The sequence below is a fragment of the Chromobacterium amazonense genome (assembly GCF_001855565.1).
Taxonomy (GTDB): domain Bacteria; phylum Pseudomonadota; class Gammaproteobacteria; order Burkholderiales; family Chromobacteriaceae; genus Chromobacterium; species Chromobacterium amazonense.
Window position 1 is genome coordinate 264,777 of sequence record NZ_MKCR01000031.1, and the last position, 13,228, is coordinate 278,004.

Genomic DNA, 13,228 nt, shown 5'->3' on the forward strand with positions numbered 1-13,228 from the left:
ATGCTGCGGCTTTTTCGTTTGGCATTTCCCCCTTACAATCGTCTCCAAGCTGATTGGAGAAACAATGCCTCGCCACCCCACCCTATTTGCCGCCGGCGCCATCCTGCTGTGGGCCTCGCTCGCCACTCTGGGCGCATTGACCCGCTCGCTGCCGCCATTCTTTGTGGTCGGCATCAGCCTGTGCATAGGCAGTATGCTGTCACTGCACCGGATACGCGACTGGAAAGTCGCGCCAGCCACGCTGCTCGTCGGCGTATACGGCCTGTTCGGCTACCACTTCCTGCTGTTCTTCGCCTTTCGCCTGGCGCCGGCCCTGGAAGCCAATCTGCTCAACTATCTATGGCCCTTGTTGATCGTCACGCTGTCGCCGCTGCTGATCCCCGGCACGCAACTGACGCGCCGCCACATTGCCGGCGGCCTGCTCGGCTTTGTCGGCGCGGCGCTGATCGTCACCGGCGGCAAACTGTCGCTATCGCAGCAATATCTGCCAGGCTATCTGCTGGCCATCGCCGCGGCAGTGGTCTGGTCAACCTTCAGCTTGCTGCTGAAGCGGCTGCCCAGCTTCCCAAGCAGCGCCATGGGCGGCTTCTGCCTGCTGTCCGGGCTGCTGTCGCTGGCATGCCATGCGCTGTTCGAGCCGGCCGCGCGGCCGGATGCCGCGCAATGGGCCTGCCTGCTGTTGCTGGGTCTGGGTCCGATGGGCGGCGCATTCTTCTTATGGGAACGCGCGCTGCGCCACGGCGATCCTCGCCGCATCGGCTCGCTGTCCTATGCCACGCCCTTGCTGTCCACCCTGCTGTTGACCGCCAGCGGCCGCGGCGAATTGAATCAACTGGCGCTGATAGCCATCTTGTTGATTCTTGGCGGCGCGCTGCTGGGCACGCTGCCGGAACGGCCCGCGCCAAAAGCCCAGCCGCTGTAGCCATACCAAGAAAATACTGAAAAAGTTATAATTACAGGTATCAAATAAAGGAAAAGCCATGTCCGTATTGAAGGAGTTCAAGGAGTTCGCCGTCAAAGGCAATGTGATCGATCTGGCGGTCGGCGTGGTGATCGGCGGCGCATTCGGCTCCATCGTCAAGTCACTGGTAGACGATGTGATCATGCCGCCTATCGGCCTGCTGGTCGGCAACGTCGACTTTTCCAACCTGTTCTTCGTGCTGAAGGACGGCGCCAAGCAGGCCGGGCCGTATGTTTCGGTTGCGGCGGCCAAGCAAGCCGGCGCGGTTACCTTGAACCTGGGCCTGTTCATCAACTCGCTGGTCAGCTTCACCATCGTCGCCTTTGCCATCTTCATGCTGGTCAAAGCCATCAACCGGCTCAAGCGCGAACAGCCCGCGGCGGACGCGCCCCCCGCGCCGGCCACCAAGGAATGCCGCTACTGCCTGTCTGCCATTCCTGAGAAAGCCACGCGCTGCCCCTGCTGCACCTCGCAGCTGGACTGACCGAGCAACGCAAATCCCTTGCCCGCGCCGGCCGATTCCCCTACAATCCGCGTCGTTCTGGGGGAGTAGCCTCGGCGCAAGACCGCGCCGGCAATGGTCAACATACTTGGCGGCAGCCATGGCCATCGCGACGAGCTTCCGTTTGGCAAGACCCATGACATGCTTGCGCGCAGCGGGGCCGCCGCGCAGGTTTGTCATGGCGTATGCGCGGCCCCTGGAGCATTCATGCAAGCCTTCCTGATTTCCACCGGCGTGGTGGCTCTGGCCGAGATCGGCGACAAAACCCAACTGCTGGCCCTGCTGCTGGCCTCCCGCTTCAAAAAACCTGGTCCCATCATACTCGGCATCTTCGTCGCCACCCTGGTCAATCACTTTGCCGCCGCCGCGGTCGGCCACTGGCTGATGGCCAAGGTTGGCCCGGACATCATGCGCTGGGGCCTAGGCGTCTCTTTTATCGCCATGGCCGCCTGGATGCTGATTCCGGACAAGCTGGACGACAGTAATCTGCTGCGCGAGCGCTTCGGCGTCTTCGGCACCACCGTCATCGCCTTTTTCCTGGCGGAGATGGGCGATAAGACGCAAATCGCCACAGTCGCGCTGTCCGCGCGCTTCCCGGAACAGCTTTACATGGTGGTGATGGGCACCACGCTGGGCATGATGATCGCCAACGTGCCGGCGGTGCTGCTGGGAGAAGTTGCGGCCAAGAAGGTGCCGCAGAAGCTGATGCACGCCCTGGCCGCCGCGCTATTCGTCGGCCTGGGCATCTTGACGCTGCTGACGCCGCTGTCGCTGTAAGGCCTAAAAAACGAGGGAGGCCGCAGCCTCCCTCTTTCCCATCGACTCAAGCCTGCGACAACAGGACGTTTGGATCAAAGCCTATGCGCAGCGCGCCCCAATGCCGTCCGCCCAGTTCCAGCGGCAGATCCACTTCGGACAACACTTCGCCCGTATCGCGGCTATAGGTTTGCAACAGGAACGGCTGCGCATTGCGGGCGGCGCGCAAGCCGGCCGGATCGTTGAAAATCCGCTTGTCCCGGCTTTCCGCCAGATCCTTCCGCGCATCGCCGCAGGGCGGGCGGCTATACCAGCTGTTATGCGTCGGCGCGTAGCCATTGCCGTCCACCGCCAGGCAGAACTTGCCGCCCGGTATCAGCTCCACCACGCGGTCTATCACCGGCTGCAGCTGCTTGGCCAGGCGGTCGTCGTAACTGGTGTGGTACTTGGCCGGCTGAGTCCCGGCAATGGGCTGATAGCGCCGGTCGAACAAATCCAGCCCGCGCTGCGACTCGGCCTGCAGCAATTGCGCCACCTGATCGCGCGCCGCCCGCGCGCGGCTCAAGGCCTGGTCGAACGCGCCCTCGCCTATCACAAACTTCGAGACCAGCCCCTGAACCTGCTCGGCGGCCTCGGTCAACTCGGCGGCGGCGCGCTCCGTCTCGCCAAGCCGCTCGTTCACCAGCAGCCCCAACTGGTGCATCTCGGCCACATGCCGGTTGACCATCTGATTGCCGTCCATGAACTCGTGCATGGTGGCGGCGATCTGGCTCAGGCTGGAAGAGGTGGATTCGAAGTCGCCCATCATTTTGCTGAAATGCTCGGACGCGCGCGAAATCACCTCGCGCGCCTGATGGGTGTCCTCGGTGATGGCCGCGGTTTCCTGCTGGGTGTTCGCCACCAAGCCAAGCATGCCGTCGATATTATGCGAAATCTCGTCCGTGGCCGTTTTCACGCGCTCCGCCAGCTTGCGCACCTCGTCGGCCACCACGGCGAAACCGCGCCCGCTCTCGCCGGCGCGGGCCGCCTCGATAGCCGCATTCAGGGCCAGCAGATTGGTCTGCTCGGAAACGTCCTTGATCAGATCGACAATAGCCTTGATGCTGGACGAACGCTGGCTCAGGTCTTCCACCGTGTGGTTGAAATGCCCCACCTTGCGGCTGATGTCGTGAATGCTGTCCGTCACCGAGCGCAGTTCCTGGTAGGAGTCGCGGGCGACGAGCAGGTTTTCCGCTGTCGTCGCCGAAATCGCCTCGGTCTGCGCCGTCACCTGCTCCACGCCGCGGGTGGAGTGGTCGCTGGCTTGTCGCACCTGCTTGGCCAATTCGTCCTGTTGACGCGCGCTAGTTACCGATTCCGTCACATTGCGACGCGTCACGGCGGAATCCATGGCGATGCGCACCGTCATCCGCCGCACATTGCTGATGATCTCGCGCATTTTCAGCAGGAAGCGGTTGTACGACAGCGACAACTCGCGGATTTCGTCATAGGTTACGGTGGGAATCTCGCGCGACAGATCGCCGGCGCCGGCGCCGATTTCATTGAATATCTGGATAATCATCTTCAACGGACGCACGATCAGGTAGCGCAGATACCAGACCATGAAGGCGATGAACAGGAAGCTCAGCACCCACAATCCCAGCGTCCAATGCAAGGCGCTATCGACCGTGGCATCCACCCGCGCCAGCACCTGCGGGGAGACGCCGGCATCGCGCACGGTAGTCCGGATATCGCTCAGCGCGTAATAGCAATATCCCGCCATCAGCAATTGAAACAGGCTGATGAAGAAAAAGCTGCCGAGCTTCCTGCTCAGGCTATGCCAGAAGGTCTTTTCCGAAAACGTATACAGCCGCCAAAACCACTCCATCTGCTCTCCTCCCGAACAATCTGAACCGCTTTATTTTTATCGGTCGTTATTTTTTCTGAAACCCGCCGCGCTGACCATTCCCTCAGGCCTTTAAGGCTTGATCCAAATCAAGTCCCCGTCGTTTCCACACCATCCAGCATTCACGACCAGAAAAAACCGGCAAGCCATCCTGCAGCGGCAAAGCCTGCTCCAGTGCAAACCATGGATTCAGCAACGCTTGCAGAGCATTCTCGGCCATGCCGAACGGCGGCCCCCTTTCGCCCTCGCCCAGGAAAAACACGCCGGCCAATAATCCCCCAGGCTTGACCAGCCCCGCCACTCTTACCGCATATTGCCCGCGCATTTCCCTTGGCAAGGCGCACAAAAAAGCCCGCTCGAACACGCAGTCGAAAGCGGGCAGTTCCAGCTGAAAAAAGTCGCCCAGCAGCAGGCTATCCGCGGCGGCGGGCCACTGGTGCCGCGCCCGCGCGATGGCCGCAGCGCTGAAATCCACGGCCAACACCTGGTGCCCCAGCGCCAACAGCGGCGGCATGTCTCCCGCGCTGCCGCATCCTGGCAACAACACCGTGGACGGCGGCAGACTGGCGAATAAAACCCGCGCCGGCTCAGGCAGGCTCGCCCCCTCCCAGGGCGTCACGCCCTCGCGATAACGCTGCTCCCAGAAATCCACTCGAGAACTGTCTGCCATGGTTATTTCCCGTTCACGCCCGCCTCAGCCATGCCGCCGCCTGCTGCGGCGTCAGAGCATCACCGCGCAGCGACTCGGCCGCGCCATCGCGGCCCAGCCTATGCAGAACGCCCTGCTCGTCAAACCGATAACGGCTGCCATCGGGCAGGCGGCCCCACTCGACGCCATCCAGGCTATCCAGCTCCAACAAGACGCCGCATGCCGCAGCCAGCTGCAGCAAGCGCTGACGCTGCGGTAGACGCAGCCAAACGGCTTCGCGCTCATCGTCGCCCATGAAACACCATTGGCTAATCTCACCAAACGTGCGCGCGCAACCGCGGCAAACGTTGTCGCCTAAGGCGGTGGAACACAGGGCAATGCAAGGAGAATCAGGGCGATTGCGACTCATCAAGGCGATATCCAAATACAAAACAAAGACTTGAAACAGTTATTTTATCGCAGACGATAAGCCAAACTGCTTTCGGTCGAGTATATCAGCAGAATTAAACGGGCACGCATATTGGATGCGCAAAGGAGGGAGAAAGACGGAAAATAAAAAACCCGGCTATACCGGGTTAGATTTACCACTGTTTTTAAACAGGTTTTATTTGGTCGGGGTGAGAAGATTCGAACTTCCGACCCTCTGCACCCCATGCAGATGCGCTACCAGGCTGCGCTACACCCCGACTCAAGAGAAACGTAGTCTAACTGATTTATTATTTTTTGCCAATACCCGAATCCAGCCATTCCAGGATGGATTCCAATTCGGCGCGCACTTCCTGGGCGGTAATCGGACGCTCGCCCTCACCTCCCATTCCCAGGCGCTGGCGAGCGCCCTGTATGGTGAAACCGTCATCGTAAAGCAGCGCGCGTATTCTGCGCACCAGCAACACTTCATGGTGCTGGTAATAGCGGCGATTGCCGCGCCGTTTCACCTGGCGCAGCTGGGAAAATTCCTGCTCCCAATATCGCAGCACATGCGGCTTGACGCCGGTCAGCTCGCCGACTTCGCTGATGGTGAAGTATCGCTTCGATGGAATCGACGGCAGATCAGCCTTGCTTGTTAGCATGGTATTGCTCAACCATTCCCTTGAGTTTCTGGCTTGCGTGGAACGTTACCACACGGCGCGCGGTAATGGGAATCTCTTCCCCGGTTTTGGGATTGCGACCCGGACGCTGCGGTTTGTCGCGCAGCTGGAAATTGCCGAAACCGGACAATTTCACCGAATCCCCGGACTCCAGCGCCAGCCGGATCTCTTCAAAAAACGACTCGACCATGTCCTTGGCTTCGCGTTTGTTCAGACCTACCTGGTCAAACAGCAAATCGGCCAGTTCAGCCTTCGTCAAAGTCATGACATTCCCCTCAAACATCTGAACCAATCGGCGGGCGCGCGGCCCGCCTAATTCTCAATCAAACGCGCAACTGCGCACCCAGCTCCAGCGCCGCCTGCAACAAAGCCTGCATCGCCGGCTCGACGTCTTCGTCGGTCAGGGTGCGGCTATTGTCCTGCATCAGCACGCTAAAGGCCAGACTCTTCTTGCCTTCGGCGACGCCTTTGCCACGGTAAACGTCAAACAGTGCGATTTCCGTCACGATGTCGGCCCGCTTCGCCTGGAACGCCGCCAGCAATGCCGCCGCGCTGACTTGCTCATCGACCAGCAGCGCCAGATCGCGGCGAACCGGCTGGAACTTGCTGACCGGCTGCGCCTTGATGCGGCTGCGCGCGGTGACGATGGCAAGATCCAGTTCGAACAGCACCGGCGCGCTAGGCAGATCATAAGCCTGCACCCACTGCGGGTGCAGTTCGCCGATCACGCCTACCGTCTCGCCGTCCACCCGCACCTCGGCGCAACGGCCGGGGTGGAAGGCGGGATGGCTAGCCTTGCGATACTCGGCCGCCGCCGGGTGCAGCAGCGCCTCCACATCGGCCTTCACGTCGAAGAAATCGACGCGCTCGGCCTTGGCGCCCCACTGCTCGGGCAGGCGCGGCCCCCAGGCCAGGCCTGCCACTTTTTCCGGCTGTTCGAACCCCTGCTCCGCGCGCAGGAACACGCGCGCCGCCTCAAACACGCGCACGCGCGGCTGCTTGCGGTTGATGTTGCCGACGAGCACGTCGACCAGGCCGCCGATCAGCGTCGAGCGCATCACGCTCATCTGGCTGGCGATGGGGTTCTGCAGGCGGATGGCCTTGTCGTTGCCGGCGAAATCGCGCTCCCAGCGCTCGTCGACAAAAGCGTAGCTGACCACTTCCTGATAATCGCGCGCGGCCAGCAGATGGCGCAGCTGGTCCACCGGGCGCAGCTCTTCCGGCTGCCGCAGCATGCGCATGGAAGAACGCGGCGCGTCATCCGGAATCCGGTTGTAGCCGTAAACTCGGGCCACTTCTTCGATCAGGTCTTCCTCGATCTCGATGTCGAAGCGGAACGACGGCGCCTGAACGGTGAACACCTCATCCGCCAGGCTGAATTCCAGACCCAAACGGCCCAGAATTTCGGCAATCTCTTGCGAGGACAGCGCCACGCCCAGCACCTTGGCCACCCGCGCCACCCGCAGCTGGACGGCTTGGCGCCGCGGCAGCTCGGCCACTTCCTCCACCACCGGACCGGCTGCGCCGCCGCAGATGTCCAGCACCAGGCGGGTGGCGCGTTCGATCGCCTCGCGCTGCAGCTGGAAATCCACGCCGCGCTCGTAGCGGAAGGACGAGTCGGAACCGAAGCCCAGTTCGCGGGCGCGGCCGGCGATGGCCTTGGGCGCGAAGAAAGCGGATTCCAGGAAAATATCGGCGCTGGCAGTGGTCACGCCGCTCAGTTCGCCGCCCATGATGCCGCCCAGCGCCAACACCTTGGCGTCGTCGGCGATCACCAGGTGCTTGTCCTGCAGCTCGACCGTCTTTTCGTTCAGACACAGCAGGCTTTCGCCGGCGCGCGCCTGGCGCACGGTGATGCCGCCGTCGATCTTGGCCAGATCGAATGCGTGCATAGGCTGCCCTTGCTCCAGCAGCACGTAATTGGTGATGTCGACGATGGCCGAAATCGAACGCAAGCCGGAACGCTCCAGGCGCTGGCGCATCCAGGCCGGCGTCGCGGCGGCGGCGTTGACGCCCTTAACCACGCGACCCAGGTAACGGCCGCAGGCTTCACGCGCCTCTATCTTCACCGAACGGGTGTCGTCAATGCTCGGGGCCACCGGCTCTATGGCTACCGGTTGCAGCTCGGCGCCGGTCAGCGCCGCCACTTCGCGGGCGACGCCGCGGATCGACAGGCCGTCGGCGCGGTTAGGCGTGATTTTCAGCGTGAACAGCTGGTCGTCCAGGCCCAGATAGTCGCGAATGCTCTGGCCCACCGGCGCGTCGGCCGGCAGCAGCATCAGGCCATCCACATCTTCCGGCACGCCCAACTCCTTGCCGGAGCACAGCATGCCGTTGGATTCCACGCCGCGCATCTTGGTCGGCTTGATCTTGAAGTCGCCCGGCAGGACGGCGCCCGGCAAGGCGCACGGCACGCGCACGCCGACGGCGACATTGGGCGCGCCGCAGACGATCTGCACCAGCTCGCCCGTGCCCACGTCAACCTTGGTGACGCGCAGGCGATCGGCGTTTTCGTGCTTGACGCACTCTTTGACTTCGGCGATCACCACGCCGGAAAACGCCGGCGCGGCGGCGATGGTTTCTTCCACTTCCAGGCCCGCCATGGTCAGCAGCTCGGACAGTTGTTCAGTGTTCAGCGCCGGATTGACCCAGCTTCTCAGCCATTGTTCGGAAAATTGCATAGTCGGCTCCGTGCGCGATCAGTTGAATTGCTTCAGGAAGTTGAGATCGTTCTCGAAGAACAGGCGCAGGTCGTTGACGCCGTAGCGCAGCATGGCGAAACGGTCCAGGCCGATGCCGAAGGCGAAGCCGGTGTATTTTTCCGGATCGATGTTGACGTTGCGCAGCACATTAGGGTGCACCATGCCGCAGCCGCCGACTTCCAGCCAGCCGCGCTCGCCCAGCACGTCGATTTCGGCCGACGGCTCGGTGAACGGGAAGAAGGACGGGCGGAAACGCACTTGCAGGTCGTCGCGCTCGAAGAAGCGGCGCAGGAAGTCGGTCACCACGGCCTTCAGATCGGCGAAGGACACGCCCTCTTCCACCCACAAGCCTTCCATCTGATGGAACATCGGCGAATGGGTGGCGTCGGAATCCACGCGATACACGCGGCCCGGCGCGACGATCTTGATCGGCGGCTCGTTGTTCATCATGAAGCGCGCCTGGATAGGGCTGGTATGCGTGCGCAGCACGTCGCCGTTCTCTACGTAGAACGTGTCCTGCATGGCGCGCGCCGGATGGTTTTCCGGCACGTTCAGCGCCTGGAAATTGTAGAAATCGGTTTCGATTTCCGGGCCGTCGGCCACCTCGAAACCCATGGTGCGGAACAGGCCGCTGATGCGCTCCAGCGTCAGCGCCACCGGGTGCAGGCCGCCGCCGACGGAGCCGCGGCCAGGCAAGGTGACGTCCAGCGCCTCGGCCGCCAGCTGGGCTTCCAGCTTGGCGGCGTTGAGCTGGTCGCGCTTGTCGTTGTGCGCGGCTTCGAATGCCTGTTTGGCCTGGTTGATGGTGGCGCCGGCGGCCTTGCGCTCTTCGGGCGCCAGCTTGCCCAGCTGTTTGAGGAGTTCGGTCAGCTCGCCGCTCTTGCCGAGATAGCGCGCTTTGACCTGTTCGAGCTCGATCAGATCGGTCACCGCCGCCACGGCGGCGAGACCGGCTTGGAGAATCGCGTCAACGTTGTTCATCGTGTTCCACACCGCATGCGAATAGAAGGCTGATCACAGCGGGCATGCGGCATACCCGATCTGATCAGCGCTCTGCTGGCAGATGCCGATAGAAAAAAAGGGAGGCATGTGCCTCCCTTCAGATCCGTCTGGGCGATTAAGCAGCGAGGCTTGCTTTCGCCTTTTCGACGATCTGCGCAAAAGCCGGCTTGTCGAACACGGCCAGGTCGGCCAGGACCTTGCGGTCGATTTCGATAGCGGCTTTCTTCAGGCCGTTCATGAACTTGCTGTACGGCAGGCCGTTTTCACGAGCAGCTGCGTTGATACGAGCAATCCACAGTTGACGGAACTGACGCTTTTTCTGACGACGGTCGCGGTAGGCGTATTGACCCGCCTTCATCACCGCCTGTTTGGCGATGCGATAGACGTTCTTCCGACGGCCGCGATAGCCTTTCGCCAGAGCGAGGATTTTCTTGTGACGAGCACGTGCGGTTACACCGCGTTTTACGCGTGGCATATTTCAGATCTCCTTAAGCGTAGGGCATCATGGCGCGAACAGAGGCCATATTGGTTGCATCCACCATGGTGGTGCCACGCAGTTGGCGCTTGTTCTTGGTGGTCTTCTTGGTCAGGATGTGACGCTTGAAGGCGTAAGAGCGCTTGATACCACCGCTGCCCAACACTTTGAGACGCTTTTTCGCGCTCGACTTGGTCTTCATTTTCGGCATGGAAATGCTCCTGCTGAATTTGTTTGGATTAGACACAGGGTGGCTCCCAGGCTTAACCGGTTGCGCTTGAAACCGCTGCGTCACGCTTTTAAGGACGTTGCCGACCTACAAAATCAACACGGCAGAGCGCACTCTGCCGTGTCGGAACGACGATTATACCGATTATTTCTTCTTCGGCGCAATCATCATTACCATCTGACGGCCTTCGAGGCGCGGAAACTGTTCCACCGTGCCCACTTCCGCCAGATCGGCTTCCACGCGCTTGAGCAGCGCGAGGCCGATATCCTGGTGTGCCATCTCACGACCGCGGAAGCGCAGAGTGACCTTGGCCTTGTCGCCTTCAGTCAGGAAACGGACCAGGTTGCGCAACTTGACGTTGTAGTCGCCATCGTCGGTGCCCGGACGGAACTTGATTTCCTTGATCTGAACCTGCTTCTGCTTCTGCTTGGCTTCGTGACGCTTCTTGGACATTTCGTACTTGTACTTGCCGTAGTCCATCAGCTTGCACACCGGCGGCTGAGCGGTCGGCGAGATCTCTACCAGATCCACGTCGTTCTCTTCGGCCAGAGCCATTGCTTCACGCAGACTGACGATGCCAATCTGCTCACCTTCCTTACCAACCAGACGGATCTCGCGGGCGGTAATTTCGCCGTTGATCCGTGCTTCGCGTTCCTGAGCTATAGCCAAATCTCCTAATGAGTAATAAGTGCGCCGCCGCCGGATCAGGCCTCAGGCATCTCAGCCTTGAGGCGCGCGATGAACGCATCCAGCGTGAGCTGGCCCAGGTCTTCGCCCCGGGCGCGCACGGCAACCAGTCCGTCTGCCTTTTCCTTGTCGCCGACAATGATCTGATACGGCAACTTTTGCAGACTATGTTCGCGGATTTTATAGCCGATCTTCTCGTTTCTCAAGTCGAGCTCGACACGGAATCCTTGTTTCTCAAGCGCTTGAGCAATTCCATACGCATAATCCGCTTGCGCTTCGGTGATATTCATCACCACCATCTGCACCGGCGCCAGCCACAAGGGGAAGGCGCCAGCGTGGTTTTCGATCAGGATGCCGAGGAAACGCTCCAGCGAACCCAGCGCCGCGCGGTGCAGCATGACCGGACGCTTGCGACTGTTGTCATCCGCCACATATTCGGCGTCCAGACGCTCCGGCAGCATGAAGTCGAGCTGCAGGGTACCACATTGCCAGGAGCGGCCGAGGGCGTCCTTGATGTGATACTCGATTTTCGGGCCATAGAAGGCGCCCTCGCCCGGCAGCTCTTCCCACTCGACGCCGCAAGCGCGCAGCGCCTCGCGCATGCCTTCTTCAGCCTTGTCCCAGGTGGATTCTTCGCCGATGCGCTTCTCCGGACGCAGGGCCAGCTTGATGGCCACCTTGTCGAAACCGAAGCGATCGTACACTTCCATCACCAGGCGGTGGAAATCCTTGGCCTCCTGGTTGATCTGGTCTTCCGTACAGAAGATGTGGCCATCGTCCTGCACGAAACCGCGCACGCGCATGATGCCGTGCAGCGCGCCGGACGGCTCGTTTCTATGGCAGGAACCGAATTCGGCATAGCGCAACGGCAGATCGCGATAGGAACGCAGGCCGCTGTTGAAAATCTGCACATGGCCCGGGCAGTTCATCGGCTTGACGGCGTAATCGCGCTTTTCCGACTCGGTGATGAACATGTTTTCGCGGTAGTTTGCGGCATGGCCGGAACGCTCCCACAGATTGGCGTCCATCATCATCGGCGTGCGCACTTCCTTGTAGCCTTCATGATTGAGCTTGGCCCGCATGTATTGCTCGACGTTCTGCCACAGCTGCCAGCCCTTGGGGTGCCAGAACACCATACCCGGCGCCTCGTCCTGCAGATGGAACAGGTCCAGCTGCACCCCCAGCTTGCGATGGTCGCGCTTTTCCGCCTCTTCCAGCATGTACAGGTAGGCTTCCAGGTCTTCCTTCTTGGCCCAGGCCGTGCCGTAAACGCGCTGCAGCATCTCGTTCTTGCTGTCGCCGCGCCAGTAGGCGCCGGCCACCTTCATCAGCTTGAACACTTTCAGCTTGCCGGTGGACGGCACGTGCGGGCCGCGGCACAGATCGGTGAATTCGCCCTCGCGATACAGAGACAGCACTTCGCCCTGCGGAATCGATTCGATGATCTCGGCCTTGTAAGCCTCGCCGATGCTCTTGAAGTAGGCGATGGCCTCATCGCGCGGCAGCTCGTAACGCTCGACCGGGATATCCTTCTTCGCTAGCTCGGCCATCTTCTTCTCGATGGCCGCCAGATCTTCCGGCGTGAACGGACGCTTGTAGGCAAAATCGTAGTAGAAACCGTTCTCGATCTCCGGCCCGATGGTCACCTGCGCCTCCGGGAACAGCTCCTTGACGGCGTAAGCCAGCAAGTGGGCGGTGGAGTGGCGGATGATGGACAGGCCGTCCGCGTCCTTGTCGGTGACGATGGCCAGATCGGCGTTGCCGTCTATCAGGTAGCTGGTATCCACCAGCTTGCCATCGACGCGGCCCGCCAGAGCGGCGCGCGCCAGGCCGGTGCCGATGGATGCGGCCACTTCATGAACCGTTACCGGTTTATCGAAAGAACGGACCGAGCCGTCCGGCAAGCGAATGTCTGGCATGTCAACTCCAACGAGGGCGAGAGGTTTTTGTGATCGAGTCTAAAGCAAAAGGATAAAAAAAAAGTGCGGCCTGAGCCGCACTTCTTTTTCGCATGGTACAACCCGCAAGGCTCAGCTTCCGTGAGTATGTCGGGTTGTGGTAGTTCGTAAGGATTTCACTTAACCACTCCATGCATTGAATTTGGTAGGCACGATCGGATTCGAACCAACGACCCCCACCATGTCAAGGTGGTGCTCTAACCAACTGAGCTACGTGCCTGTCGTCGAGGTGTGCATAGTAAAAGAAGCTCCCTGTCTTGGCAAGCACTTTTTTGCGTCTCCGGCGCAAGCCCCGCGCTTGCTGTATACTAGCGGACTGATTTTGCTAAACAAA

The 13,228-nt window shown here is 61.0% G+C and carries 14 protein-coding genes and 2 tRNA genes; 3 read left to right on the forward strand and 13 right to left on the reverse strand.

The genetic code is table 11. The annotated features are described in order from the left end of the window. Nucleotides 1-64 precede the first annotated feature (64 nt). From BI343_RS14850 to BI343_RS14860, 3 genes are all read left to right on the forward strand, one after another. Nucleotides 65-922 carry a DMT family transporter gene (locus BI343_RS14850; protein ID WP_071110268.1) on the forward strand — a complete coding sequence of 286 codons (858 nt, stop codon included), beginning with the start codon at nt 65-67 and terminating at the stop codon, nt 920-922. A 58-nt stretch (nt 923-980) separates the two neighbouring features. Further along, on the forward strand, nt 981-1,445 hold the full coding sequence (gene mscL / locus BI343_RS14855; RefSeq protein ID WP_043626605.1) for a large-conductance mechanosensitive channel protein MscL: 465 nt from the start codon (nt 981-983) through the stop codon (nt 1,443-1,445). Nucleotides 1,446-1,670: 225 nt separating this feature from the next. Beyond that, entirely contained in the window at nt 1,671-2,240 is a 570-nt protein-coding gene (locus tag BI343_RS14860) for a TMEM165/GDT1 family protein (RefSeq protein ID WP_071110269.1), read from the forward strand. A 46-nt stretch (nt 2,241-2,286) separates the two neighbouring features. Here the strand turns inward: BI343_RS14860 and BI343_RS14865 are convergent, their stop codons facing one another. The 13 genes from BI343_RS14865 to BI343_RS14925 all read right to left on the reverse strand — a co-directional run bounded on the left by BI343_RS14865 (nt 2,287) and on the right by BI343_RS14925 (nt 13,114). Then, nucleotides 2,287-4,086 (reverse strand): methyl-accepting chemotaxis protein, encoded by a 1,800-nt coding sequence (locus BI343_RS14865; protein WP_071110270.1) that lies wholly within the window; start codon nt 4,084-4,086, stop codon nt 2,287-2,289. Nucleotides 4,087-4,168: 82 nt separating this feature from the next. Continuing rightward, nucleotides 4,169-4,774: a methyltransferase domain-containing protein gene (locus BI343_RS14870; RefSeq protein ID WP_071110271.1), complete on the reverse strand. Its 606-nt coding sequence runs from the start codon at nt 4,772-4,774 to the stop codon at nt 4,169-4,171. Between the two features lie 13 nt (nt 4,775-4,787). Then, nucleotides 4,788-5,162 (reverse strand): DUF1289 domain-containing protein, encoded by a 375-nt coding sequence (locus BI343_RS14875; protein ID WP_083340991.1) that lies wholly within the window; start codon nt 5,160-5,162, stop codon nt 4,788-4,790. A gap of 200 nt (nt 5,163-5,362) precedes the next feature. After that, nucleotides 5,363-5,439, reverse strand: a tRNA-Pro gene (locus BI343_RS14880). A gap of 30 nt (nt 5,440-5,469) precedes the next feature. Next, on the reverse strand, nt 5,470-5,823 hold the full coding sequence (locus BI343_RS14885) for a MerR family transcriptional regulator (protein ID WP_043626594.1): 354 nt from the start codon (nt 5,821-5,823) through the stop codon (nt 5,470-5,472). Further along, nucleotides 5,804-6,106 (reverse strand): integration host factor subunit alpha, encoded by a 303-nt coding sequence (locus BI343_RS14890; protein WP_011134908.1) that lies wholly within the window; start codon nt 6,104-6,106, stop codon nt 5,804-5,806. Before BI343_RS14890 ends, BI343_RS14885 begins: the two co-directional genes overlap by 20 nt. 58 nt (nt 6,107-6,164) lie before the next feature. Further along, on the reverse strand, nt 6,165-8,522 hold the full coding sequence (pheT, locus tag BI343_RS14895; protein WP_071110273.1) for a phenylalanine--tRNA ligase subunit beta: 2,358 nt from the start codon (nt 8,520-8,522) through the stop codon (nt 6,165-6,167). An 18-nt stretch (nt 8,523-8,540) separates the two neighbouring features. Continuing rightward, nucleotides 8,541-9,524, reverse strand: coding sequence for a phenylalanine--tRNA ligase subunit alpha (gene pheS, locus BI343_RS14900; protein WP_043626588.1), 984 nt, complete (start codon nt 9,522-9,524; stop codon nt 8,541-8,543). Between the two features lie 136 nt (nt 9,525-9,660). Next, nucleotides 9,661-10,020, reverse strand: coding sequence for a 50S ribosomal protein L20 (rplT, locus tag BI343_RS14905; RefSeq protein WP_011134905.1), 360 nt, complete (start codon nt 10,018-10,020; stop codon nt 9,661-9,663). A gap of 13 nt (nt 10,021-10,033) precedes the next feature. Beyond that, nucleotides 10,034-10,231: a 50S ribosomal protein L35 gene (gene rpmI / locus BI343_RS14910; RefSeq protein ID WP_043626585.1), complete on the reverse strand. Its 198-nt coding sequence runs from the start codon at nt 10,229-10,231 to the stop codon at nt 10,034-10,036. A gap of 162 nt (nt 10,232-10,393) precedes the next feature. Beyond that, a complete protein-coding gene (gene infC / locus BI343_RS14915) occupies nt 10,394-10,918 on the reverse strand; it encodes a translation initiation factor IF-3 (protein WP_083340992.1) in 525 nt (174 codons plus the stop codon). A gap of 35 nt (nt 10,919-10,953) precedes the next feature. Continuing rightward, nucleotides 10,954-12,855 (reverse strand): threonine--tRNA ligase, encoded by a 1,902-nt coding sequence (gene thrS, locus BI343_RS14920; protein ID WP_071110274.1) that lies wholly within the window; start codon nt 12,853-12,855, stop codon nt 10,954-10,956. A gap of 182 nt (nt 12,856-13,037) precedes the next feature. Continuing rightward, nucleotides 13,038-13,114 (reverse strand) — tRNA-Val (locus tag BI343_RS14925). Between the last annotated feature and the right edge of the window lie 114 nt (nt 13,115-13,228).

Excerpts from the sequence above, each read along its gene's own strand:
- BI343_RS14850 (WP_071110268.1), top strand. The coding sequence starts at position 65 with ATGCCTCGCCACCCCACCCTATTTGCCGCCGGCGCCATCCTGCTGTGG.
- mscL (WP_043626605.1), top strand. The coding sequence starts at position 981 with ATGTCCGTATTGAAGGAGTTCAAGGAGTTCGCCGTCAAAGGCAATGTG.
- BI343_RS14860 (WP_071110269.1), top strand. The coding sequence starts at position 1,671 with ATGCAAGCCTTCCTGATTTCCACCGGCGTGGTGGCTCTGGCCGAGATC.
- BI343_RS14865 (WP_071110270.1), bottom strand. The coding sequence starts at position 4,086 with ATGGAGTGGTTTTGGCGGCTGTATACGTTTTCGGAAAAGACCTTCTGG.
- BI343_RS14870 (WP_071110271.1), bottom strand. The coding sequence starts at position 4,774 with ATGGCAGACAGTTCTCGAGTGGATTTCTGGGAGCAGCGTTATCGCGAG.
- BI343_RS14875 (WP_083340991.1), bottom strand. The coding sequence starts at position 5,162 with ATGAGTCGCAATCGCCCTGATTCTCCTTGCATTGCCCTGTGTTCCACC.
- BI343_RS14885 (WP_043626594.1), bottom strand. The coding sequence starts at position 5,823 with ATGCTAACAAGCAAGGCTGATCTGCCGTCGATTCCATCGAAGCGATAC.
- BI343_RS14890 (WP_011134908.1), bottom strand. The coding sequence starts at position 6,106 with ATGACTTTGACGAAGGCTGAACTGGCCGATTTGCTGTTTGACCAGGTA.
- pheT (WP_071110273.1), bottom strand. The coding sequence starts at position 8,522 with ATGCAATTTTCCGAACAATGGCTGAGAAGCTGGGTCAATCCGGCGCTG.
- pheS (WP_043626588.1), bottom strand. The coding sequence starts at position 9,524 with ATGAACAACGTTGACGCGATTCTCCAAGCCGGTCTCGCCGCCGTGGCG.
- rplT (WP_011134905.1), bottom strand. The coding sequence starts at position 10,020 with ATGCCACGCGTAAAACGCGGTGTAACCGCACGTGCTCGTCACAAGAAA.
- rpmI (WP_043626585.1), bottom strand. The coding sequence starts at position 10,231 with ATGCCGAAAATGAAGACCAAGTCGAGCGCGAAAAAGCGTCTCAAAGTG.
- thrS (WP_071110274.1), bottom strand. The coding sequence starts at position 12,855 with ATGCCAGACATTCGCTTGCCGGACGGCTCGGTCCGTTCTTTCGATAAA.